The organism is Pseudomonas sp. (assembly GCF_035554175.1).
Lineage (GTDB): Bacteria > Pseudomonadota > Gammaproteobacteria > Pseudomonadales > Pseudomonadaceae > Aquipseudomonas.
Genome location: NZ_DATMIV010000019.1, coordinates 461398 through 485645, shown reverse-complemented (window position 1 = coordinate 485645; position 24248 = coordinate 461398). Strand labels below are relative to the sequence as shown.

The window sequence follows — 24248 nt, the reverse complement described above, 5'->3', positions numbered from 1 at the left end:
AAAATGTTCGAACTCGTAGACAACATCCCCGCAAGCCCGGTAATCAAAGTTATCGGTGTCGGCGGTGGCGGCGGCAACGCTGTCAATCACATGGTCAAGAGCAACATCGAAGGCGTTGAGTTCATCTGCGCCAACACCGACGCTCAGGCGCTGAAAAACATCGGCGCGCGGACCATCCTGCAACTGGGTACCGGCGTAACCAAAGGCCTGGGTGCCGGCGCCAACCCTGAAGTCGGCCGTCAAGCCGCTCTGGAAGACCGCGAGCGCATCGCTGAAGTGCTGGCCGGCACCAACATGGTGTTCATCACCACCGGCATGGGCGGCGGTACCGGTACCGGTGCAGCGCCGATCATCGCCGAAGTGGCCAAGGAAATGGGCATTCTGACCGTTGCGGTCGTGACCCGTCCGTTCCCGTTCGAAGGTCGCAAGCGTATGCAGATCGCCGACGAAGGCATTCGCATGCTCTCGGAAAGCGTCGACTCGCTGATCACCATCCCGAACGAGAAGCTGCTGACCATCCTCGGCAAAGACGCCAGCCTGCTGTCGGCTTTCGCCAAGGCTGACGATGTACTGGCCGGTGCCGTTCGCGGTATCTCCGACATCATCAAGCGTCCGGGCATGATCAACGTCGACTTCGCCGACGTACGTACCGTGATGAGTGAAATGGGCATGGCAATGATGGGCACTGGCTGCGCCAGCGGTCCGAACCGCGCACGTGAAGCCACTGAAGCGGCCATCCGCAACCCGCTGCTGGAAGACGTGAACCTGCAAGGCGCACGCGGCATTCTGGTGAACATCACCGCAGGTCCTGACCTGTCCCTGGGTGAATACTCCGACGTCGGTTCGATCATCGAAGCCTTCGCTTCCGAGCACGCCATGGTCAAGGTCGGTACCGTTATCGATCCGGACATGCGCGATGAGCTGCATGTAACCGTGGTTGCCACCGGTCTGGGCGCGAAAATCGAGAAGCCTGTGAAGGTCATCGACAACACCGTTCACACCTCGATGGCTTCTGCTCAGGTGCAACAACCGGCTCCGGCCCGTCAGGAGCAGCCAGCGGTGAACTACCGTGATCTGGACCGTCCGACCGTCATGCGCAACCAGGCTCAGGCCGGTGCTGCGGCTGCCGCGAAGATGAATCCGCAGGATGACCTGGACTACCTGGACATTCCGGCATTTCTGCGTCGTCAGGCCGATTGATGGAATGTATCAGGGCTATGAAGGTGATTGGTGTTCAGCAAAGGCATGGTCTGCTATCATCGCCAGCCTTTGTTGATACCAGTTCGCAATTTGCGCTGAAGCGGCCCAAGCCATGATTAAACAACGCACACTGAAAAATATTATCCGTGCCACAGGTGTAGGCCTGCACTCCGGTGAGAAGGTCTATCTGACCCTCAAGCCTGCGCCTGTCGACACTGGCATTGTGTTTTGTCGCGCTGACCTCGACCCTGTGGTGCAGATTCCTGCCCGCGCGGAAAACGTCGGTGAAACCACTATGTCGACAACGCTGATCAATGGCGACGTCAAAGTGGACACGGTAGAGCACTTGCTCTCGGCCATGGCTGGCCTGGGCATCGATAACGCCTACGTCGAGCTCTCCGCGTCCGAAGTCCCGATCATGGATGGCAGCGCTGGACCCTTCGTATTCCTGATTCAATCGGCTGGCCTGGAAGAGCAGGACGCCGCCAAGAAATTCATCCGCATCCTGCGTGAAGTGACAGTGGAAGACGGCGACAAGCGCGCCACTTTCGTCCCTTTCGAAGGCTTCAAGGTGAGTTTCGAGATCGACTTCGATCACCCGGTATTCCGGGACCGCACCCAGAGTGCAAGCGTGGATTTTTCCAGCACTTCGTTCGTAAAAGAAGTCAGCCGCGCCCGTACCTTTGGTTTCATGAGTGACATCGAGTACCTGCGCAAGCACAACCTCGCACTCGGCGGCAGCGTGGAAAACGCAATCGTGGTCGATGCGGATGGTGTGTTGAATGAAGACGGTCTGCGTTATGAAGACGAATTCGTCAAACACAAGATCCTTGATGCGATTGGCGACCTGTACCTGCTGGGCAACAGCCTGATTGGTGAGTTCAAAGGCTTCAAGTCCGGTCATGCACTGAACAACCAGCTGCTGCGCAAATTGATTGAGCAGACAGATGCCTGGGAAGTGGTGACGTTCGAAGACGCCAGCACCGCACCGATCTCTTACATGCGCCCGGTAGCGGCCGTGTAAGTAAAAAACCTCTCTAGTTTTTTGAAGGCCATCCTTGGATGGCCTTTTTTTATGCCCTTTCAAAAGCAAAAGGTCGTCCGATCGCGGCCCGAGCCTTCGGCAGCTCCGGCAGGTATACCGCATTCCAAATGTAGGAGCTGCCGAAGGCTGCGATCTTTTGACTTTAAGCTGACACTACAACGCGATTGCGCCCGCCTTCCTTGGCCTGATACAACGCTTTGTCCGCCGCAAACAACAGCTGCTCCAAGGTCATCTCGCTCGCCGATGTCCAAGTGGCGATGCCGATACTCACGGTCATCGCCCGCTCAGCGCCCTCGGCCCAAGGCAAGTTTTCCACAGCCTGGCGAATCTGCTCGGCGATCTGCTGGGCACCCGCGCTGTCAGTCTCAGCGACAATCACCGAAAATTCTTCGCCACCATAACGCGCGACCAGATCCGCCGGACGTCGCACATTCGCGGTGATTACCCTGGCCAGTTCGCGCAAGACCTGATCGCCAGCCTGATGGCCATGGCGGTCATTGAAGGCCTTGAAATGGTCGGCGTCGATCATCATCACCGACAACGGCTGGCCCGAGCGCTGGGCGCGGAACCACTCGTGGCGCAGGGTCTGATCGAGCATGCGCCGGTTGGCCACACCGGTCAGATCGTCGGTGGCGGCCAGTTGTGAAAGTTCGCGTTCGGCGCGGTGGCGCAAACGCAGCTCCCGCGCAAGCAGCCAGGTCAGCCACAACAGTCCGACGCACAGCACGCCGGTGGCGCCACTGATCAATATCGCGGTGCGTCGCCAGGTGCCGAACACTTCATCGCTGGACAGCGCCACCATCACCGTCAACGGCAGATTGCCGACCCGTGAATAGGTATAGAGCCGGCGTTGGTTATCCATGCTGGAGGTGCTGGTGAAGCTGCCGCTGCCATCACGGTCGTTGAGAATCCGCACGACATTGGGCCGATTGCCGAAGCTCTTGCCCACTGAATCACTTTGCAGGTACGGCTTCTGCGCGAGCAGAACACCGTCGCTGTTGATGATGTTCAATGTGCTGTCGGTGCCGATGTCGAGGCTTTTGAACAGGTCGTCGAAGTAGTCGAGCTTCAACGACGCCACGGCCACGCCGAGGAATTCGCCGGTCTGCGAAGCAATCCGCCGGCTGAAGCTGATCCGCCACTGGTCAGCCTCGTCGCAGTCGCAACGGGTCTTGAATGGTCGGCTGATGAACATGCCCATGTCGCGGTTGAACGCATGGGCGAGGAAATAATCCCGGTCGGCGAAATTGCCCGGTTTCGGCTCTATTCGCGAGGAGTCGGCGATCACCTCGCCATGCTTGTCGAGCAGCAGGATGTCGCCTTTGAAGCGCGCGGTGGTCGAGCGGTCGAACAGCGCCAGATGACGGATCTGCGGCGAGACGTTCTGCAGATCGTCACGCTGTGCGGCAGCGATCAGGCCTTGCAGCGTCAAGTCGTACAGCTCGACAGTGCGCAGCACATCGGCGTCGATCAACTGCGCGATGGTGGTGGCGCGGCGGGTGGCGGCTTCCTGCGCACTGGTGTGCTCGCGGATCAGCAGGAAAGTGACGATGCACAAAATCGCGATGACGGTCAGCAAACTGCCGCAGATCAGCAGCAGCTCCGGGCGTCCGGTCTTGCCCGCAACGGGTGGGGTACGGCTCGCGATCATGATGGGGGTTCGGTTGAGGGGATCTTATAAGCGTAGCTGCACAGCGAGCCTGTTCTCCCACTGTAGGAGCTGCCGAAGGCTGCGATCTTTTGATCTTGCTCTTGAAAATCAAAAGATCGCAGCCTTCGGCAGCTCCTACAGAGGAACTACCTGCAACAGGTTCAATGTTGATTGAGCTTCAGCCTGGTAGCGATCTTAGAAGACGTTGACCGGGTAGTCGATGATCACGCGGTATTCATCTGTATCCGAATCAATCGCGCCGTAGCCGTTGCCGCCACGGTTGGTCGCCCATTGCAGGCGCACAGCCAAGTCCTTGGCCTGGCCGCTTTGCACAACGTATTTCAAATCGATATCGCGCTCCCAGTGTCTGGCGTTACGGCCATCTTCGCTGTACCAGCTGGAATAGCCTGCGCTGTCCGGGTCGGCTTTGGTCAGGTCGACCGTGCCGCGTGAGTAGGACAACGCCGAGGTCAGCCCCGGCATGCCGACACCGCTAAAGTCATAGGCGTACTTGAGCTTCCACGAGCGTTCGTTCGGCCCGTTGAAGTCCGAGTATTGCTGGGAGTTGTCCAGGTAAACGCTGTCGCCTTGGCTGATGTAGTCGAACGGTGTGTTGCCGTTGACCCGCTGGTAAGCGGCGGTGACGCTGTGGTTGCCGATGCCGACGGTGAGATGCGCGCTCCAGGTGTTGTTGTCGATGTCGCCGAGCAGCGCATCGCCAGTGTCCTGGGTGTGATAGAAGTGCAGGCCCGGGTTGAGGCTGAGCAGGTCATTCAACTGCCAAGTGTAGTCGAGGTCGTAGTAGTACTGGTTCCAGATGTCCTTGAGTTCGGAAGCATAAAGACTGCTGGTCAGACCCTCGACACCGCTCCAGGCCACACCGGCCCAGTTCAGGTGCCGGCTCTCATCGCCATCGGCGAGCGTGCCGTACGACGTACCGATCCGCGTGTGACCGCTCTGGTTATACGGCTTGGTGAAACTGGCCTGGCCACCTTCGATCAGCCAGCCGTCGAAACTGTGGTTGGTCAAACGAACGCCGCGAAACGTCTGCGGCAGCATGCGCGTGTCGCCGCCGGCAATTACCGGGTTGGTGAGGAACAGATCACCGGCCTTCAACTCGGTATCGAATGCACGCAGCTTGAGCGTCCCGCCTGCGGTCGAGAACGAGCCCGGCGCTTTGCCGTTACCATCGCTGATCGGCAGGATGCTCGAACCGTCGGTACCGCCACCGCCATCGAGTTTCAGGCCGAGCATGGCGTGGGCATCAACACCGAAGCCAACCGTGCCCTCGGTATAACCGGACTGGAACACCCCGAGAAAACCCTGGCCCCACTCGATGTTGTCGTCCGCTTGCTGCAAGCGGTTGCGATTCATGTAGTAGTTGCGGGCGTTCAGGTTGAAGCTCGAACCTTCGACGAAGCCTTGTTCAGCAGGCTCGTCGGCGTGGGCGGTGGGAACAATCGTTGCGGCCATTGCAATGAACAGCGAGGTAAGGCGGGCAGGGTAAAACACGTGCGGTGGAGCTCCTTGGGTCAGCGGGCCGCTCTGTTTCTTGAGCGGCTTGATATTTCTTGTTGTTACAGACGCACCAGACGGCTTTCAGACCACAACGAAAAAAGGCCGCTGAACGGCAGCGGCCTGGAGTGACGACGGTTGAACGGGAAGAGCCAAACAACCGCGTCGAGGGAAACCTTTCGCGGTGCGACTCAGCTGTCTTTCTCTGCGGATAAAACTTGAGAATCAGCGGCCTGCGGGGATTGCGTGGCGTCTTGAGCCCGGGCCATCACTTCGCCCTGATGCTGATCGAATGCCTGGGCGCGAGCGACGTTGTGCGCGACGAACGCTTGCGATTCTTCAGCCATCGCCAGCGGCGACAGGATCAATGAGGACAAAACGAACGCGCTGGCGATACCCATACTGTTGGACATTTGAAAACCTTCTTGCTTGGCAAGTGCTGTTTGGTGCGGGCCAAGATAAGGTCGCCGAGGAATGGGAAACAGCGTGATTTTCATAAATGACTTTTACAGCAAAAGCAAAGATCGCAGCCTTCGGCAGCTCCTGCGGAAAAATGGTGGACACCTGTAGGAGCTGCCGAAGGCTGCGATCTTTTGATCTTTTTCAGACCGGAAGGTTGATGCCGAAGGTATTCATCCCCCGGTCACTGCGCACAAACACATCCCCGCCGTGCATCAGTGCAATCGCCTTGACGATCGCAAGGCCCAGCCCGTGGTTATTGCCACTGTTGCTACGTGAAGCATCGACCCGATAAAAGCGTTCGAACAAGCGTGGCAGATGCTCGCTGGCAATCGGCGAACCGGGGTTAGCCACGCCAATGCTCACCTGATGATCGTCCACCTCGATGCGCACCTCGATGACCTGACCCGGTTCAGTGTGCTGGACCGCGTTGCTCAGCAAGTTGATCAACGCCCGGCGCAGATGCGCGACCTCGATCTGCACCTGCGCGTCGCCGTTGACCTGCACTTCAACCTGCGCATCCTCAAGGATGAAATCCAGGTAATCCAGCGTCGTCGCCACCTCGTCAGCCAGTGACGTCGAGGTCAGCTTGGTCGCCTTGTTGCCCTGATCGGCGCTGGCCAGAAACAGCATGTCGTTGATGATCGAGCGCAGTCGTTCCAGCTCTTCGAGGTTCGATTGCAGCACTTCGAAATAATGTTCGGCCGAGCGCCCGCGAGTCAGCGCGACCTGAGTCTGGCCGATCAGGTTGGTCAGGGGCGAACGCAGTTCATGGGCGACGTCGGCATTGAAAGATTCCAGTCGTGAATACGCCAGTTCAACCCGCTCCAGCGTCGAGTTGAACGACTCGACAAACTGCTCCAGCTCCGGTGGCAGCGGCGACAGACGCAAGCGTCCGGCGCGTAACGGCGGCGCCAGCCGTTGGGCTTCCTGCGACAGTTTGATCAGCGGCTTCAGACCAATGCGCGCCACCCAGTAACCCAGTGCCGAGGCCAGCAACACACCGACAATCGCCAGGCTGATCAGCGCGATCAACAAATGATGCTGGGTCTGATGCAGCGCCTCGGTGTCGATGCCGATCATAAAGCGCAGCGGCGGGCGCTGGTCTTTGGCCGGAAACTGACTGACCAGCACTTTCAGCGGGTAGGGTTGGTCGGGCAGATGCAAGTCATGCATGCCCAACGGGCCGTTGGCGGCAGCGCGAATTTGCGCAGTCAGGTTGCCGTATTCGTAGTGAGGATCGCCGCTGCTGATCCAGAAACTGATGCGCTTGTCTTCCTCGCCGAGCAGCTTGAGCTTGTTGTTGATCTTCACCCAATGCTCGGGCGTGCCGTAGCGGCCGACGGTGGATTCGAGCACGCTGTAACGCGCGTCGAGCTCGGCTTCCGGCAACAGGCCCAAGCCTTTGTCGACCTGTTGATACAGCGCGCCGCCGATCAACAGGAACACCAGCAGCGCCACCAGCGTGAACATTCCACTGAGGCGCAAGGCAATCGAATTACTGGACACCACGGCTCTCCAGCACATAACCCATGCCGCGAATGGTGTGCAGCAGTTTCTCGTTGAACGGCCCGTCGAGCTTGGCGCGCAGGCGTTTGATCGCCACTTCGACGACGTTGGCGTCGCTGTCGAAATTGATGTCCCAGACCATTTCGGCGATGGCGGTTTTCGAGAGGATTTCGCCCTGGCGTCGGGCGAGAACACTGAGCAAAGAAAACTCTTTCGCCGTCAGATCCAGGCGCGTGCCGGCGCGGGTCGCCTTGCGGCTGATCAAATCGATCCACAGGTCGGCGATGGTCACTTGCACCGGTTCGTGGCCACCGCTGCGCCGAGTCAGCGCCTGCAGGCGGGCGACCAGTTCGAGGAAGGAAAACGGTTTGCCGAGGTAATCGTCAGCGCCGTCGCGCAGGCCCTTGATACGGTCTTCAACGCGCTCGCGGGCGGTGAGCATGATCACCGGAGTCTGTTTGCGCGCTCGCAATGCGCGCAGCACGCCGAAGCCATCGAGCCCCGGCAACATGACGTCGAGGACGATCACCGCGTAATCGCATTCCAGCGCCAGATGCAGGCCTTCGACACCGTCGCGGGCAAGATCCACGGTATAGCCCTGTTCGGTCAGGCCACGGTGCAGATAGTCCGCGGTTTTTTCTTCGTCTTCGATAATCAGAACGCGCATGACCGCCTCAGTCTGTGGTCGCCAGTGCCGGTGCAGGCAAAGGTTTTGGCCGGTGAAACAGCCGCTCGAGCCATAAGTATATGACCGGCGTGGTGAACAGCGTCAGCATCTGGCTGACCAGCAAACCGCCGACCACGGCAATGCCCAACGGTTGGCGCAGTTCGGCGCCGGTGCCGTAGCCGAGCATCAGCGGCAAGGCGCCGAGCAGGGCGGCGAGGGTGGTCATGATGATTGGCCGGAACCGTGTGATGCACGCCTCGAATATCGCCTCTTGCGGCGACAGACCGCGCTGGCGCTGCGCCTCGAGGGCGAAGTCGATCATCAGGATGCCGTTTTTCTTGACGATACCGATCAGCAGCACCAGCCCGATCAGCGCCATGATCGAAAAGTCCTGGCCGCAGATCCACAGCATGATGACCGCACCGAGGCCTGCCGCCGGCAATGTCGAGATGATCGTCAGCGGATGGACGAAGCTTTCATAAAGCACGCCGAGAATGATGTACACCGCCACCAAGGCCGCGAGAATCAGCCACGGCTGACTGGCCAGCGAACTCTGGAACGCCTGCGCCGCGCCCTGAAAATTGCCGCTGATCGCGGTGGGCATGCCGATTTCGGCCTTGGCCTGATTGAGCAGAATCACCGCATCGCCCAGTGCCACGCCGGGGGCGAGGTTGAACGACAGGTTGGCGGCGGGGAACATACCGTCGTGGGCAATCGACAACGGGCCGATGGTCGGCGCATCGAATCGGGCCAGCGCCGACAGTGGCACCATCTCGCCGCTGAGTGGTGAGCGCAGATAGAAATAGTTGAGGCTTTCGGCCTTGCCGCGTTGTCTGGTGTCCAGTTCCAGGATCACGTTGTATTGATTGACCTGGGTCTGGAATTCATTGATCTGCCGTTGGCCGAAGGCGTCGTAGAGTGATTCATCGACATCGCTGGCGGTCAGGCCGAAGCGCGCTGCTGCGCTGCGGTCGATGCTGATGTGAGTGATGCTGCCGCCCAGTTGCAGGTCGTTGGAAATGTCGCGGAACGCTGGGTTGCTGCGCAGTTTTTCGGTCAGGCGCTGCGTCCACGTGGCGAGCGTCTCGCCGTCATTGCTCTTGAGCACGTACTGATACTGCGCGCGGCTCGGGCCGGAGCTGAGGTTGATGTCTTGCCCTGCGCGCAAATAAAGGACGATGCCGGGGACTTTCATCAGTTGTGGGCGGATGCGGTCGATGAACTGGCTGGCTGAAACATCACGATCGCCACGTTTTTTCAGCGCGATCCAGAAGCGCCCGTTGGCGATGGTCTGGTTACTGCCGGAGACACCGACCGAATGGGAAAACGCCTGCACCGCCGGATCAGCTGCAACGATTTCGGCCATCGCCAAGTGTTTTTTCACCATGTCGCCGTAGGAAATATCCGCAGCAGCTTCTGTGGTGCCGAGGACGAAACCGGTGTCCTGCACCGGGAAAAACCCTTTGGGGATCAAAACGTATCCGGTGACGGCCAGGGCCAGGGATAAACCAAACACGCCGATCATGAGTTTCTGGTGGTCGAGGGCACGGCGCAGACCTTTTTCGTACCAGCCGAGCAGTCGTTCACTAAAGCCGGGTCTGGCATTGGTGTGATGCACCGGTTTGCGCATGAACAGCGCCGCGAGAGTTGGCGCCAGGGTCAGTGACACCACCACGGAAATCATGATCGTCGAGGTCGCGGTCAAGGCGAATTCCTTGAACAAGCGCCCGACGACTCCGCCCATGAACAGCAGCGGAATAAACGCCGCCACCAGCGAGAAGCTGATCGACACCACGGTGAAGCCGATCTCGCCGGCGCCTTTGATTGCCGCCTCGCGCATGTCATCGCCGGCCTCGAGATGACGGTGAATGTTCTCCACCACCACAATCGCATCGTCCACGACGAAGCCGACCGCGACGACGATCGCCACCAGCGTCAGGTTGTTCAGGCTGAAACCGAGGACGTACATCAGCGCGAAACTGGCGACCAGCGAGACGCCGAGCACCGCCGAAACAATCAGCGTCGCCGACAACTGCCGCAGGAACAGCGCCATCACCGCGACTACCAGCAGGATTGCGATCAGCAAAGTGATCTCGACCTCATGCAGCGAGGCGCGGATGGTCTGCGTGCGATCGATCAGGGTTTTCACCTGCACTGAGGCCGGCAGCATCGCTTCAAGGCCGGGCAGGGCGGCTTGAATGCGGTCGACGGTCTCGACGATGTTGGCGCCGGGCTGGCGCGAGATCACCAGATTCACCCCCGGACGATCACCGGCCCAGGCCTGCACGTAGGCATCTTCCGCACCGTTGACGACTTTGGCGACATCGCGCAGGTGAACCGGGGCGCCATCCTTGTAGGAAACGATGAGTTGGCTGTAGTCCTCGGGGTGGAACAACTGGTCGTTGGTCGACAGCGTGGAAATGCTCGACTCGCCGTACAGCGCACCCTTGGCCAGGTTGAGGCTGGTCTGTTGGATGGCCAGGCGGATGTCAGCAAGGGTCAGGCCGATGGCGGCGAGTTTGTCCGCCGAGGCCTGCACGCGAATCGCCGGGCGTTGCTGACCGGTGATATTGATCTGGCCGACGCCGTCGATCTGGCTGATCTGCCGGGCGAGCAGGGTTTCCACCAGGTCGCTGAGTTCGGTGCCGGGCATCTGTGTCGAGCTGACGCTGAGAATCAGCACCGGGCTGTCGGCCGGGTTGACTTTCTTCCACGTTGGCAGCGTCGGCATGTCCTTGGGCAGTTTGCCGGCGGCGGTATTGATAGCCGCCTGCACTTCCTGGGCGGCGGTGTCGATGCTTTTGTCGAGGCTGAATTGCAGGGTCAGCAGCGTTGAGCCCAAGGCACTGCTCGAGGTCATTTGGGTCATGCCGGGGATGGCGCTGAATTGCACCTCCAGCGGCGTGGCCACCGAGGAAGCCATGGTGTCGGGGCTGGCACCGGGCAGCTGCGCCGAGACTTGAATCGTAGGAAATTCCGCTTCCGGCAGTGGTGCGATCGGCAAGCGTGGGAAGGCAATCACTCCGACCAGAACCAGAGCGATGGTCAGCAGAATCGTCGCTACCGGGTGATCGATGCACCACGTCGAAACGCCTTTGTGCGAGGTCATGGTTTCGGCTCCGCCTGCACCACTTGCGGCGGCTCGCTCATGACCTGCACGACCGAGCCTGGTTTGAGCCGCGACTGGCCATCGGTCACCAGCACGTCACCGGCGCTGACGCCTTTGATGATGTCCTGACCGCTGCTCTGGTAAACCATCTGCACCGGCACCGCCTCGACCTTGTCGTCCCGCACGCGATAAACGAAATGTTGCTCGAGCCCGCGTTGTACGACAGTGGGCGGAACGACCAGCGCGTCTTTATCCACAGCCGTCTGAATTTTTACCGTCACCAGCAATCCCGGCCACAGCTTCTGGCTGGCGTTGGTGAATTCGGCTTTGGCGCGGATGGTGCCGGTGTTGGCGTTGATCTGGTTGTCGATCAGGGTCAAGTGACCTTCGCCGAGCAAATTGCCGGTTTCGCCATCGCTGTCGGCGCCGATGTAAGCCTTGACCGGTGCGCGTTGCGGATCGCTTATCAGGCTTTGCAGGGTCGGCAGCATTTGCTGGGGCAGGGAGAACTCGACGGCGATCGGATCGATCTGAGTGACCGTGAACAGGCCTTGGGTGTCGGTCATGCGCAGGAAATTGCCTTCATCCACGGTACGAATGCCTACGCGGCCGGTGACCGGGGAGCGAATCTGCGTGTAGGACAGTTGCACTTGCGCCGCATCAATCGAGGCCTGATTGCCTTGGGCGGTAGCTTTGAGCTGGTTGACCAGCGCCTGCTGCTGGTCGTAAGTCTGTTTCGACACGCCGTCATCGACACTGAGCAGTTTGTAGCGCTTAAGGTTGACCTGCGCGACTTGCAACTGCGCCTGGCTCTCGCTCAACTGCGCCCGGGCCTGATCGAGGCTGGCGCGAATTGAGCGATCGTCAATGGTCGCGAGCAGATCGCCGGTTTTGACCAGTTGGCCTTCCTTGACCAGGATTTTGGTGAGGATACCGTCGATCTGCGGACGCACTACCACGCTGTGCAGGGAGAGCACCGAACCGATGCCACTGGTGTAACGCGGCACGTCTTTGGCGCTGACCGTCACCACGCGCACCGGGATGGCGGTCGGGCTGGCCAGTTTGGCCGGGGTGGGTTTGAGTGCAAACCAGAGGCCGGCGACTGCCAGCAGGATCAAGAGAGTGGCGAGCAGGATTTTGTTTTTCTGAATGGTCATGCGCGGCGCCGAAGTCTGGAGTTTGGGCAGATTGACCAGTTATAAACGGGTTTGGCGGTCGAGAGGGTGACGGCCCGCTGTCAGGAATGTCAGTTTTCTGCAGTTACCGCGATGGCTGCGATCAAGGTTCAGTTGATAAGTCCCTAAAAGGGACCTATCGTTCCTTTTTTAAGACTCATTGGTCCTCCAATGGATTACCTTTCTCTAAGCGAAGCCCTGTTCACCACCACTCAGCAAAAAGTGCTGGCGCTGCTGTTCGGCAAGCCGGACCAGACGTTCTACGCGAATGAAATTGTGCGGCGGGCGCAGGTTGGCAAAGGCGGCCTCATGCGGGAACTGGATCGATTGCATCGGGCTGGCGTGCTGCGCATGACACGAGTGGGTAATCAGACCCATTATCAGGCCAACCCCTCCTGTCCCATCTACTCGGAGCTTCTGGGCATCACGCGCAAGACCTTCGGTTTTGCCGAGCCCCTTCGTCAGGCATTAGAGCCGTTCGCCGAGCAGATTACCTGGGCGTTCGTGTATGGCTCCATCGCGAAAAACTCGGCGAACACACTCAGTGACATTGATCTCATGCTGATCGGCGAAGGCCTGCACTACAGTGAGTTGATGGAGCGGCTCATACCCGTGGAGGAGCAATTGGGGCGTCCCATCAACCCGACGCTGTACACCCCGCGAGACTGGGCTACGAAACTGGCGGGGCAAAACAGTTTTGTCGTGCGGGTGATGCAGCAGGAAAAAATCGATCTGTCAGGGGCAAACCCTTTGGAGTCCAAGGATGGGCAGCAGCGAAAGTCTGGAGAATCTTCTACGTAGCGGAGTACTGAAAGCGGAGCCACCCGATCGCAAGGAGTGTGAAGGGCTGATGCGCTCGGCGCTTGACAGGCTCAAGGATGCGCACGCCAGCACACTGTCTTTTTCCAGCCGGTTCGATTTGGCCTACAACGCAGCTCACGCCCTGGCGCTGACGGCCCTTCGCTTGAGTGGCTATCGCTCGGACAGGCGTTATCTGGTCTTTCAGTGCCTGATTCTTACCACGCAAAGCAGCAAGGTTCAGGTCCGATTGTTCGCGTTGTGCCACGAGCGGCGCAATCTCGCCGAATATGAAGGCTATATGGATGAGGATGATGCGCTCCTCGAGCAGTTGCTGGAGAGCGCCTCGCAATTGTTGGGTGACGTTCAGCACCGTATGAACTGAAACATCATCACGCAGTGTCAGTGCCAAAGAACCATTCGACGCATCCCGCAAATCTTCAGATGCCGAGCCAGGGCGCACAGGTATACTGCGCGCTTTTGCGGCTCACTGATCGGGCCGACTTATCGTTCCCGGAGCTTTTATGACTTCCCCGACCCAACCGCCGGTTGACGTGGCTGATACCAGCGAAACCAAAGCCGAGATCCCGGCGTTCAAATTCCCCTTCAAACCGGGCGAGCTGGCCTCGGCAAAAGGTTCGAATCAGCCATGGTACAAGAATGGCGCGAAGAATGGCCATACCAAAACCCCGGGGATGGCACCGCCGGGGACGCGTCGGTCGATGGGCAAGCGTTGAAATAATGCGCTGTGTGGGCGTGAGTGCTGGCCCCTTCGCGAGCAGGCTTGCTCCCACCAGGTTTTGTGATTCGCGCAGATCCAATGTGGCAGCGAGCTTGCTCGCGAAGGCGGTAGCCGCTACACCACTAAGGTTTCATCAAGCCGCACGCAGCGAAATAAACGCATAAGTCTGCGCCGGCTCAGTCACCACCTGCCCGCCAGCCGCCAGCACTTGCCCGGCGATGTCATCGCCAGACAAATGAAACAGCCACTCACCCGGTTTTTCCGCTAGCGATTGTGCGGTCACTTGATCGATTACCGCGGCAAACGCCGCCATATCCGGCAAATACGCTGTAAAGCCATCGCCCTTGAGCGCCGTTGTGCGTATCCCGAGGGTAGCGCAGATCGCATCCTTCAGTCGTATGTCATCACGATCGGCCTGGCGCGAGCGCTGAATCAACTCAACCAGTTCCCGATCGACCAATTCCCCCCCGACGATCAGTTCCGGACCCTGTCCCCAGGATTCGGGCGGGCAGTCTTTGGCGGCAGGATCGAGCGGGATGTGCGGATTGATTTCCGCCGGGTAGATACGGCACACCAGCGGGCGTCGCTCGTAGATCCGGCAGCGTTTGTCGTCGTCAAGATTCCGGCAGGGGCCGACGTTGTAGGCCGCAAACGTGATCGCCACATGAGCATGGGTGACGCCGCTGCGTACCTCTATCGAACGACGCTCGGCATGTTCGCGCTGCTGCGTCGGCAGGCCCAGGCCATTGGCGAGAAATGCTTCGACCAGCACGATCACCTGACCGCCATCTGCTGCCCACATGCGGGCTTCGGCCAGGGTCAGCGGGACATGGTGGTCGCTGCAGCATTTGCCGCAGCCTACGCAGGAAAACGTCGTATTCATTGAGTGATCTGTCTTCAATCAGGGTGCGAAACGACGGCGGAAAACCATCGCACGGACTCTGATCGAAGCAAGTAATGCGCCACTCAATGGGTTTTACTGGCTGGGCGAATCGAGTCCCACTCGGTGACGAACGCGGTTTTCGACTGTTTGTTGTACAGGCACAGCTCGCTGCCCTGTTGGCCCTTCATGTGTTTTTGCGGGTATTGGCCTTGCAGCAGAACGGCGGTGTAGCCAACGCGATCGTCGAATTGCGCGGGTGTGCCGACCGGTTTGGCGTTCTTCAGGCCGCTGGCCTTGGTGCAACTGGCGAGCACGGTTTTGTCATAGGCGGCCCAGGCGTCGGGGCTGGAGGCGTGGGCCTGGGAGGCGAACGCGGTGAGGCTGAGCAGGCTTGCGGTGAGGATTTTCACGGTGGGCGTCCTTGGTTCTGGGTGGCCAAGGTTGGAGTCTGTCTAAAGAGATTTGTTGCCTGGGACACCGCTAAAAGATCGCAGCCTTCGGCAGCTCCTACATGGATATGCGGTTTCCTGTAGGAGCTGCCGAAGGCTGCGATCTTTTGACTTTAATCAGTCCGGCACCAATTCCCGCCGGACCACACACATCCCGACACCCTCATACAACCGCTGCGCCCGCAGGTTGTCCTCCAGCACCCTCAAGTCGACAAACCCTTCACGCCGCTGTTGAAAGACGCTGAAGGCACGCAGCAACAAGGCTCGCCCAAGTCCCCGGCCCTGCATGCGCGGATGCACCACCAGATTCTTGATATACGCACTGGTCCAGCACTGCGCCACGCCAACTACACCTGTGGCATCGCAAGCAACGAAACATAACGCCGGATCGTATTCGGGATCGCTGACAAACCGCTGCAGCCATTCGTTCAGCGCCGGTACGAGACTGTCACCCTGCAGATGTCCGAGCTGCATCAGCTGATGCACCGCTGGCGCCAGCTCCTCGCGATAGGCGGACAGCTCAATCCCGGAGGGCCATTGCGCATCCGGCACCGCTTCACTCAGGTCGCGCCGCATCAAAAAACAATACCTCTGGGCCAAGACTCAGTGCCCGTTCGCCGCGACGTGCTTGGCCGCTTCGATCAGCCGTTGCGTCAGTTCCGGCGAGGAGAATTTGGTCAGTACCGCGTTGGCGCCCGCCAGTCGGGCTTTTTCGCTGTTCATCGCGCTGTCGAGCGAGGTATGCAGCAGTACGTACAAGTGGGCGAAGTCCGGGGTCTCGCGCAGGGTACGAGTGAACGCATAACCGTCCATCTCGGACATTTCGATGTCGGAGACGATCAGGTTGATCTGCTGCGCGGTGCCTTGCAGGTCGAGCAGGCAGTCGATGGCTTCCTTGGCACTGCGCGCCGTGTGGCATTGCAGGCCGAGATTGCGCAGGGTGTGCACCGATTGCTGCAGCGCTACCTGACTGTCGTCGACCACTAGAATCCGCGCGTTGCCGAGCACTTCGGCGTCTTCCATGGTCAGGTCGGTCGGCGCCATTTCGATCTGCGCCGGGGCGATGCTGTGGATGACTTTTTCGATATCCAGCACTTGCACCAGCGTGCCGTCCACCGAGGTTACGCCGGTGATAAAGGCGCGCGAGCCGCCGGAGCCGAACGGTGGAGGCTTGATGTCGGTGGTCAGGCAATGGACGATTTTGCTCACCGCCTGTACGTGCAGGCCCTGCTTGGAGCGGCTGACATCGGTGACGATCAGGCAGCCACCGTTGGGGTCTTCCAGCGGCCGCTCGCCGATGGCGCGGCTCAGATCAATCACCGATAGCGAGGCGCCACGCAGGCTGGCGATACCTTTGACGTGCGGGTGCGACTCCGGCAGCTTGGTCAGCGGCGGGCAGGGGATGATTTCACTGACTTTCAGCAGGTTGATCGCCATCAGCTTGCCGCTGCGCAAGGTAAACAGCAGAAGCGAAAGTGAATCTGCGCGGGCTTTGGTGGAGGACATAAGAACCTTCTGTGGATGGGCGAGAGTGGAAATCGCCAGAAACCTTTGATGCCGGGTTATCGGCTTGAATGGTGTGGGCTTTAGGCTATTGGCGCTTCAGCTTTTCATGCCCAAGCGCTTGGCCATCCGCCCCAGATTCGCCCGATCCACCCCCAACTCCCGCGCCGCACTCGCCCAGTTATCCTGATGGCGCTCCAGCGCCGCACCAATCAAGCGCCTCTGGAACTCATCGGTTGCACTGCGCAAATCCCCACCGATCACCGGCATCACATTGGCCAGGTTTGCATGCGCGGGCTCAATCACGTTATCCACAACCTCACGGGGCAAATCCAGATCCGCCGCGCTCAGACTCAGAATCTTCGGCCTGACCTTGCAGTTACCCAGCGCCTTCAAGGCACTGCGTCCGATCAAATGTTCCAGCTCACGCACATTGCCCGGCCAGGTGTAGGCAAGCAGCGCTTCCTGGGCGTCGCTGTTCAGGCGCAGGCTGTTGAGGCCCATGCGCGAGCGATTCTGCTCGAGAAAAAAGCCACTGAGCAGCAACACATCGCGCCCGCGATCGCGCAGCGCCGGCACGCGCAACGGGTACACACTCAAGCGGTGATAGAAGTCGGCACGATAGCGGCCGCTGCGCACTTCCTCGGCCAGATCACGATTGGTTGCGGCTATCAAACGCACATCGACCTGATGCTCCTTGTCCGAACCCAGGCGCTGTAGCTGACCGCTCTGCAGTACGCGCAGCAGTTTGGCCTGGACGGTCAACGACAACTCGCCGACTTCATCGAGAAACAACGTGCCGCCGTTGGCCAGTTCGAACTTGCCCCGGCGATCGCTGGTGGCGCCGGTGAAAGCGCCGCGCACGTGGCCGAACAGTTCGCTTTCTACCAGCGTGTCGGGCAGCGCGGCGCAATTGAGGCTGATGATCGGTTTGTCGGCACGAGGGGAAGCGGCGTGGATGGCCTGGGCGACCAGTTCTTTGCCGACCCCGGTCTCACCGGTGATGAGTACGGTCAGGTCACTGCCGCCGACCAGATTGATCTCCTCCACCAGGCGCTTGTGCGCTTTGCTCTGGCCGATCATTTCGCGATTCTGTTGGCCGCTGGCCTGACGGTAGACCTCGGCGCGCTGATGCTCGTCTTCGGCACGGGTGGCCAGACGTTCTATGCGTTCGGCGGCGTTGACCGTGGCCGAGGCGAGGCTGGCGAAAGCTTGCAGGGCATCGAGTTCGATCGGTTCGAAACGCTCGGGGTCGAGGGCGTCGAGGGTGATCAGGCCCCAGAGTTTTTCATCGACAAACAAAGGGCAGCCGAGGCAGTCGTGGACTTCGAGATGATCGTCGAGGCCGTCGACCAGACCGTCATAAGGATCCGGCAGGTCGCTGTCGGCGGCGAAGCGCGTCGGCCCGGCGCCGGCCAGCAGAATTTCGAAGCGCGGATGCTCGCTGACCCTGAAACGTCGGCCAAGGGTATCGGTACTCAAACCGTCCACCGCCAACGGCACCAACGATTCGCCGTCCAGACGCAGCAACGCCGCCGCATCACAGGGCAACAATGCACGCATGGCTTCGAGCAGGCGCCGGTAGCGCTCACCTTCGGGCAGCTCGCGGGACAGGTCGGAGACCAGAGGCAGCAGTGCGGTGAGCAGAGATTTGGCAGTCATGGGTTTGTAGTCAGAAAGACAAAATGTAGTCGAGATGACTATACGTGTATTTGTGTCCAAATGACTACGTTGGCTTTAACTCGTTGATTTTATTGGGTTAATAAGTTGGCACGAAAGCTGATATCCCCAGTGCAATCATTCAAGAAAGCGCAGGAGTCACCTTATGCTTAGCGTCCAGGATCGTGCCATCGTCAAATCCACCGTGCCCCTGCTGGAAAGCGGCGGCGAGGCGTTGATCACGCATTTCTACCGCATGATGCTCTCCGAATACCCGCAAGTGCGCCCACTGTTCAACCAGGCGCACCAGGCCAGTGGCGATCAGCCGCGTGCCTTGGCCAACGGCGTGCTGATGTATGCCCGGCACATCGATCAGCTCGACCAGTTGGGCGATCTGGTGGCAAAAATCATCAACAAGCACGTGGCCCTGCAGATTCTGCCGGAACACTACCCGATCGTCGGCACCTGCCTGCTGCGCGCCATCTCCGAAGTGCTCGGTGAAGAGATCGCCACGCCCGAAGTGATGAGCGCCTGGGGGGCGGCGTATGGGCAACTGGCCGACATTCTGATCGGCGCCGAAACCGCGATCTACGATCAGAAAGAACAGGCCGTCGGCGGCTGGCGTGGTGCGCGGGAATTCATCGTCGCGGCGAAAGTGCAAGAGAGCGCCGAAATCACTTCGTTTTACTTCGAACCGGCGGATAAAGGGCCGATTCTCGCGGCGGAACCGGGCCAGTACATCGGCATGAAACTGATCCTCGACGGCGAGGAAATCCGCCGTAACTATTCGCTGTCGGCCCTGGCCAACAACGGTCAGTATCGCATCAGCGTCAAGCGTGAACCCGGTGGCCGCGCGTCGAATTATCTGCATGATCAATTGCAGGTCGGCTCGCGCATTCAACTGTTTCCGCCATCCGGCGAGTTCACCCTGGCGGCCAGCGACAAACCGTTGGTGCTGATCAGCGGCGGCGTCGGCATTACCCCGACTCTGGCAATGCTGGAAGCGGCGTTGGAGACCGAGCGCCCGGTGCACTTTATCCACTGCGCCCGTAACGGTAGCGTTCACGCGTTCCGTGACTGGGTCGACGGGCTGGCCGAACGTCACCCACAGCTCAAGCGCTTCTATTGCTACGCCGAAGAAGATGGCGTGAGCCCGGCGGCGGACAAGGTCGGCATGCTCAACGAGGAGCTTCTAGGCGAGTGGCTGCCGGCGCAGCGTGATGTCGATGCTTATTTCCTCGGGCCGAAAGGCTTCATGGGCGCGATCAAGCGGCATCTGAAGGCGTTGGGTGTGCCTGAGCAACAGAGCCGTTATGAGTTCTTCGGGCCGGCATCTGCTCTGGAATGATCTGAGACCGAGTTGTCTCGTTCGCGAGCAGGCTCGCTCCCACTGGATTTGTGTTCGACGCAGATCCAGTGTGAGAGCGAGCCTGCTCGCGAATCTTCTGCGCGCCGCAAAGCCATGTTGGTTAATCATTCCTTAACCGCTCTATCGTTTATTGCCCCGGTGTAGACTTGCGACAATTTCAGCCGCCGGCCGGCTGGACCATGGACTTACAAGGGAAAGGCAATGAGCGAGGAAACGATGCGGTTGGGACGTGAGCGGCGCTACCTGGTGCTGCTGGGAATCATCTGCCTGGCGTTGATTGGCGGTGCGTTGTACATGCAGGTCGTGCTTGGCGAGGCACCGTGCCCACTGTGCATTCTGCAGCGTTATGCCTTGTTGCTGATTGCACTGTTTGCATTCATTGGCGCGGGCATGCGCAGCCGTCGCAGCATCACGGTGTTCGAAACGCTGGTGGTGATTTGTGCGCTTGCCGGGGCTGCCGTCGCCGGGCATCACGTCTACACGCAGTTTTATCCGGCGGTGAGTTGCGGGGTCGATGTGCTGCAGCCAATTGTCGATGATTTGCCGCTGGCGAAGATTTTCCCGCTGGGTTTCCAGGTCGACGGCTTCTGCTCGACGCCGTATCCGCCGATTCTCGGTCTGTCGCTGGCGCAATGGGCGCTGGTGGCGTTCGTGCTGGTGGTGATTCTGGTACCGCTGTTGACCTCGCGTAATCGAAAAGCGCTGCGCTGAGTCAACTTTTCAGCACTGGTGCCGATAAACAAAACGCTTCGATTTTCTGTGATGAAAATCGGGGCGTTTTGCATTTCAGAGCGTTTGTGAAAACACCGTGACGAACGGCAATGAAGCCTGCGGCAAATGTGCGACATGTTGTCACACGCGGGCTGTCGCAGGGAGTGCGGATGCGCCGGATTGGTCGACTGTTACATAAAAACATTGGCCAGTTTCGACGTTTTCGGGCTTCAGGAAAGAGGCGTTGGATCAGGCAGTTTTAACAGGCACCGGCAATGGCCCAAAGCCCTTGGGATATCGGGCTTTACGCCGATCAAGTGCGCGAAAACGGGTCGCAGAGCTGTCTGATTTGAGGCGTTCACACCTGCAGATTTTGCCGTTTTTATTGAGAAACGCTTTCGATAACAGGGGCGATTTTTGCAAAAATGGCGAGGCATTGTTGCTCTGAGTGATAAAAATTATTTCGGGATAAGACATGGTGTATAGGGCGCTACCTATCTACAATCGCCCGCACTGAATTCCCGGCGCTGTTCAGCCTTTATTGAGGAACTGGACAGGAGGTCGGGTGTCGAGCGAGCCGCGAGGCTTTCAAGACACCCAGGTGTCGGTGCCTTTCCAACTTTCCGCACCAAATGGAATTGGTCTGTAACAAGGCCTTTGACCACGAATTCGAATAAGAACTGAACGCTGTCCCAAGGTTTTGTCGAGCATGTAACGCGCGACGGGCGGCCCTTATTCAATCCAAAGAAAATGCCAACCCTTGGCAGGGTGAAGTGTTGGCGATCAAAACCCAACTGCATTGCGCAAGCTGCTTTAGAGGTCGTGAGATGAGTAAAAACAGGTACCCCAGATTACTAGGCCTAGTGCCGCTGCTCGGCACGTTGTTGCTGGGAGGCTGCAACATGACCTTGCTCAATCCAACGGGCCAGGTCGGCCTGGAACAGCGCAACCTGATCATCACCGCCACGCTGCTGATGCTGTTGGTCGTCGTGCCGGTCATCATCATGACCTTCCTGTTTGCCTGGAAGTACCGCGCTTCGAACAAGAACGCCGTCTACACGCCGAAGTGGTCGCACTCGACCAAGATCGAAGTGGCTGTATGGACCATCCCGGTGCTGATCATCGTCGCCCTGGGTTACATCACGTACATCTCGACTCACGAGCTGGACCCGTATCGTCCGATCGAGTCTGACGTCAAGCCAGTGACCATCGAAGTCGTCGCGCTGGACTGGAAGTGGCTGTTCATCTACCCGGAACAAGGCATTGCCACGGTCAACAAGATCGTGTTCCCGGCGCACACGCCAATCAACTTCAAGATCACCTCCGACGCCGTGATGAACTCGTTCTTCATCCCGGGCCTGGGCGGCCAGATCTACGCGATGGCGGGCATGCAGACCAAACTGCACCTGATCGCTGACCGCAACGCTGAAATGGACGGTATCTCCGCCAACTACAGCGGCGCGGGCTTCACCGGTATGAAATTCAAGGCTATCTCCACCACTCAGGAAGATTTCGACGCCTGGGTCAGTGAAGTCAAGAAGTCACCTAAACAGCTTGATCAAGCTGAGTACGCGGCCCTTGCCAAACCGAGCCAGAACAATCCAGTCGAGCTCTACTCGTCGGTCACGCCGAACCAGTTCCAGATCATCGTCGACAAGTACGAAGGTATGAAGCCGGGCAAGCCGCTGAAGCACGAGAAGAAAGAGAAAGAAGTGGCGGCCACGGATATTGACGCGGGTTCGCATTCAGCTGCCGGGGCAGAGGAGTAAACGATGTTTGGTAAATTAAGTTGGGAAGCAGTCCCATTCCACGAGCCGATCGTGATGGTGACCATCGCCATGATCGCCCTCGGCGGTCTGGCGCTGTTCGCTGCGATCACTTACTTCAAAAAGTGGACGTACCTGTGGACCGAGTGGCTGACTTCGGTCGATCACAAGAAAATCGGCGTGATGTACATCATCGTCGCCATGGTCATGCTGCTGCGCGGTTTTGCCGACGCAATCATGATGCGTACCCAGCTGGCCATGGCCACCGAGGGTTCGCCTGGCTACCTGCCACCTGAACACTATGACCAGATCTTCACCGCTCACGGTGTGATCATGATCATCTTCATGGCGATGCCATTCTTCACCGGCCTGATGAACCTTGCAGTGCCGCTGCAGATCGGCGCGCGTGACGTAGCGTTCCCGTTCCTCAACTCCCTGAGCTTCTGGCTGCTGGTGTCCGGCGTCGTGCTGATCAACCTGTCGCTGGGTATCGGTGAATTCGCCAAGACCGGCTGGGTTGCGTATCCGCCGCTGTCGGGTCTGCAATACAGTCCTGGCGTGGGTATGGATTACTACATCTGGGCGCTACAGCTATCCGGATTGGGTACGACGCTAACCGGGGTCAACTTCCTCGCGACCGTACTGAAAATGCGTACCCCTGGCATGAAACTGATGGACATGCCGATCTTCACCTGGACCTGCACCTGGGCAAACGTTCTGATCGTGGCTTCGTTCCCGATCCTGACCGCGACCCTGGCACTGCTGACCCTTGACCGTTACATGGATTTCCACATTTTCACCAATGAACTTGGTGGCAATCCGATGATGTACGTCAACCTGTTCTGGGCGTGGGGCCACCCTGAGGTTTACATCCTGATCCTGCCGGCCTTCGGTATCTTCTCGGAAGTGATCTCGGCCTTCACCGGCAAGAAACTGTTCGGCCACCACTCGATGATCTACGCTTCGGGCGCGATCTCGGTACTCGGCTTCATGGTTTGGCTGCACCACTTCTTCACCATGGGTTCGGGTGCGAGCGTCAACGCCTTCTTCGGTCTGGCGACGATGCTGATTTCCATCCCGACGGGTGTGAAGCTGTTCAACTGGCTGTTCACCATCTACCAGGGCCGTCTGCGCTTCACCAGTCAGGTGATGTGGACTCTGGGCTTCATGGTGACCTTCGCCATCGGCGGCATGACCGGCGTACTGCTGGCCATTCCGGGTGCTGACTTCGTGCTGCACAACAGCCTGTTCGTGATCGCGCACTTCCACAACGTGATCATCGGCGGTGCGGTATTCGGTTACATCGCTGGCTTCGCGTTCTACTTCCCGAAAGCGTTCGGCTTCAAGCTGCACGAAGGCTGGGGTAAAGCAGCGTTCTGGTTCTGGATCTCGGGCTTCTTCGTCGCGTTCATGCCGCTCTATGCACTGGGCTTCATGGGCATGACCCGTCGTCTGAACGCCACCACCAACCCTGAGTGGGTACCGTACCTGTACGTGGCCATGTTCGGTGCGGTGATGATCGCTGTCGGTATCGCCTGCCAACTGATCCAGCTGTACGTCAGTGTGCGTGACCGCAACAAGCCAGAGAACATTTGCGATCACGGTGACCCGTGGAATGCGCACACGCTGGAATGGTCGACCTCGTCGCCACCACCGTTCTACAACTTCGCTGTGCTGCCAAAGGCTGACTGCATCGACCCGTTCACCGAAGCCAAGGAAAACGGTACTGCGTACCAGCGTCCGGCCAAGTACGAGCCGATCCACATGCCGAACAACACCGCCACTGGCGTGGTGATGGGCGCGCTGTTGACCGTCTTCGGTTTCGCGATGATCTGGCACATCTGGTGGCTGGCGATCGCGAGCCTGGTGGGCACCGTCGTTTACTTCGTGATTCACGCTGCACGTGACGACCAGGGCTATATGGTTCCGGTTGAAACGATCGAGCGTATCGAAGCCGAGCAGCACAAGCGTCTGGTCGCGGCAGGGAAAATCCCGGCCAATGCCACCCGTGTTGAAACCTCGTTGGAACAGGCTTAAA

Annotated in this window: 21 protein-coding genes; 9 read left to right on the top strand and 12 right to left on the bottom strand. The window is 59.2% G+C overall.

Going from position 1 to position 24248, the window contains the following annotated elements; all coding sequences use genetic code 11:
- Nucleotides 1–3 precede the first annotated feature (3 nt).
- Together ftsZ and lpxC are read left to right on the top strand one after the other, a co-directional pair.
- Nucleotides 4–1200: a cell division protein FtsZ gene (gene ftsZ / locus VNV36_RS10445; RefSeq protein ID WP_016773283.1), complete on the top strand. Its 1197-nt coding sequence runs from the start codon at nt 4–6 to the stop codon at nt 1198–1200.
- Nucleotides 1201–1312: 112 nt separating this feature from the next.
- Nucleotides 1313–2224: a UDP-3-O-acyl-N-acetylglucosamine deacetylase gene (gene lpxC / locus VNV36_RS10440; RefSeq protein WP_007916984.1), complete on the top strand. Its 912-nt coding sequence runs from the start codon at nt 1313–1315 to the stop codon at nt 2222–2224.
- A 163-nt stretch (nt 2225–2387) separates the two neighbouring features.
- Here the strand turns inward: lpxC and VNV36_RS10435 are convergent, their stop codons facing one another.
- From VNV36_RS10435 to VNV36_RS10405, 7 genes are all read right to left on the bottom strand, one after another.
- Nucleotides 2388–3896, bottom strand: coding sequence for a sensor domain-containing diguanylate cyclase (locus VNV36_RS10435; RefSeq protein WP_325717689.1), 1509 nt, complete (start codon nt 3894–3896; stop codon nt 2388–2390).
- A gap of 195 nt (nt 3897–4091) precedes the next feature.
- A complete protein-coding gene (locus VNV36_RS10430) occupies nt 4092–5369 on the bottom strand; it encodes an OprD family porin (protein ID WP_414705506.1) in 1278 nt (425 codons plus the stop codon).
- Between the two features lie 233 nt (nt 5370–5602).
- Nucleotides 5603–5824 carry a hypothetical protein gene (locus tag VNV36_RS10425; RefSeq protein ID WP_325717713.1) on the bottom strand — a complete coding sequence of 74 codons (222 nt, stop codon included), beginning with the start codon at nt 5822–5824 and terminating at the stop codon, nt 5603–5605.
- Nucleotides 5825–6014: 190 nt separating this feature from the next.
- Nucleotides 6015–7379 carry a heavy metal sensor histidine kinase gene (locus VNV36_RS10420; RefSeq protein ID WP_325717687.1) on the bottom strand — a complete coding sequence of 455 codons (1365 nt, stop codon included), beginning with the start codon at nt 7377–7379 and terminating at the stop codon, nt 6015–6017.
- A complete protein-coding gene (locus VNV36_RS10415; RefSeq protein ID WP_016773287.1) occupies nt 7369–8046 on the bottom strand; it encodes a heavy metal response regulator transcription factor in 678 nt (225 codons plus the stop codon). The genes VNV36_RS10420 and VNV36_RS10415 overlap by 11 nt, the downstream gene beginning before the upstream one ends.
- 7 nt (nt 8047–8053) lie before the next feature.
- Nucleotides 8054–11155, bottom strand: a complete 3102-nt coding sequence (locus VNV36_RS10410; RefSeq protein WP_325717686.1) for a multidrug efflux RND transporter permease subunit — start codon at nt 11153–11155, stop codon at nt 8054–8056.
- Nucleotides 11152–12312 (bottom strand): efflux RND transporter periplasmic adaptor subunit, encoded by a 1161-nt coding sequence (locus VNV36_RS10405; RefSeq protein WP_325717685.1) that lies wholly within the window; start codon nt 12310–12312, stop codon nt 11152–11154. The genes VNV36_RS10410 and VNV36_RS10405 overlap by 4 nt, the downstream gene beginning before the upstream one ends.
- 189 nt (nt 12313–12501) lie before the next feature.
- Here VNV36_RS10405 and VNV36_RS10400 point away from each other — a divergent pair, with 189 nt between their 5' ends.
- The 3 genes from VNV36_RS10400 to VNV36_RS10390 all read left to right on the top strand — a co-directional run bounded on the left by VNV36_RS10400 (nt 12502) and on the right by VNV36_RS10390 (nt 13865).
- A complete protein-coding gene (locus tag VNV36_RS10400; RefSeq protein WP_325717684.1) occupies nt 12502–13131 on the top strand; it encodes a nucleotidyltransferase domain-containing protein in 630 nt (209 codons plus the stop codon).
- Nucleotides 13094–13513, top strand: a complete 420-nt coding sequence (locus VNV36_RS10395) for a hypothetical protein (RefSeq protein ID WP_325717683.1) — start codon at nt 13094–13096, stop codon at nt 13511–13513. The genes VNV36_RS10400 and VNV36_RS10395 overlap by 38 nt, the downstream gene beginning before the upstream one ends.
- A gap of 139 nt (nt 13514–13652) precedes the next feature.
- Nucleotides 13653–13865 carry a hypothetical protein gene (locus VNV36_RS10390; RefSeq protein WP_325717682.1) on the top strand — a complete coding sequence of 71 codons (213 nt, stop codon included), beginning with the start codon at nt 13653–13655 and terminating at the stop codon, nt 13863–13865.
- A gap of 138 nt (nt 13866–14003) precedes the next feature.
- Here VNV36_RS10390 and VNV36_RS10385 read toward each other — a convergent pair whose 3' ends face one another.
- The 5 genes from VNV36_RS10385 to norR all read right to left on the bottom strand — a co-directional run bounded on the left by VNV36_RS10385 (nt 14004) and on the right by norR (nt 18367).
- Nucleotides 14004–14753 carry a YkgJ family cysteine cluster protein gene (locus VNV36_RS10385; RefSeq protein WP_325717681.1) on the bottom strand — a complete coding sequence of 250 codons (750 nt, stop codon included), beginning with the start codon at nt 14751–14753 and terminating at the stop codon, nt 14004–14006.
- Between the two features lie 83 nt (nt 14754–14836).
- Nucleotides 14837–15163: a hypothetical protein gene (locus VNV36_RS10380; protein ID WP_325717680.1), complete on the bottom strand. Its 327-nt coding sequence runs from the start codon at nt 15161–15163 to the stop codon at nt 14837–14839.
- A gap of 156 nt (nt 15164–15319) precedes the next feature.
- Nucleotides 15320–15778, bottom strand: coding sequence for a GNAT family N-acetyltransferase (locus tag VNV36_RS10375; RefSeq protein ID WP_325717679.1), 459 nt, complete (start codon nt 15776–15778; stop codon nt 15320–15322).
- Nucleotides 15779–15805: 27 nt separating this feature from the next.
- The gene (locus VNV36_RS10370) at nt 15806–16708 is read right to left on the bottom strand and encodes a chemotaxis protein CheV (RefSeq protein ID WP_325717678.1); all 903 of its coding nucleotides are present in this window, start codon (nt 16706–16708) and stop codon (nt 15806–15808) included.
- Between the two features lie 96 nt (nt 16709–16804).
- Nucleotides 16805–18367 carry a nitric oxide reductase transcriptional regulator NorR gene (norR, locus tag VNV36_RS10365; protein WP_325717677.1) on the bottom strand — a complete coding sequence of 521 codons (1563 nt, stop codon included), beginning with the start codon at nt 18365–18367 and terminating at the stop codon, nt 16805–16807.
- 163 nt (nt 18368–18530) lie between these two features.
- Here norR and hmpA point away from each other — a divergent pair, with 163 nt between their 5' ends.
- The 4 genes from hmpA (at nt 18531) to cyoB (ending at nt 24247) form a co-directional block, all read left to right on the top strand.
- Nucleotides 18531–19712: an NO-inducible flavohemoprotein gene (gene hmpA / locus VNV36_RS10360; RefSeq protein ID WP_325717676.1), complete on the top strand. Its 1182-nt coding sequence runs from the start codon at nt 18531–18533 to the stop codon at nt 19710–19712.
- Between the two features lie 222 nt (nt 19713–19934).
- Nucleotides 19935–20444, top strand: coding sequence for a disulfide bond formation protein B (locus VNV36_RS10355; protein WP_253495752.1), 510 nt, complete (start codon nt 19935–19937; stop codon nt 20442–20444).
- A gap of 827 nt (nt 20445–21271) precedes the next feature.
- Entirely contained in the window at nt 21272–22213 is a 942-nt protein-coding gene (gene cyoA / locus VNV36_RS10350) for a ubiquinol oxidase subunit II (RefSeq protein ID WP_325717675.1), read from the top strand.
- A 3-nt stretch (nt 22214–22216) separates the two neighbouring features.
- Nucleotides 22217–24247: a cytochrome o ubiquinol oxidase subunit I gene (gene cyoB / locus VNV36_RS10345; RefSeq protein ID WP_325717674.1), complete on the top strand. Its 2031-nt coding sequence runs from the start codon at nt 22217–22219 to the stop codon at nt 24245–24247.
- Nucleotide 24248: the final 1 nt, after the last annotated feature.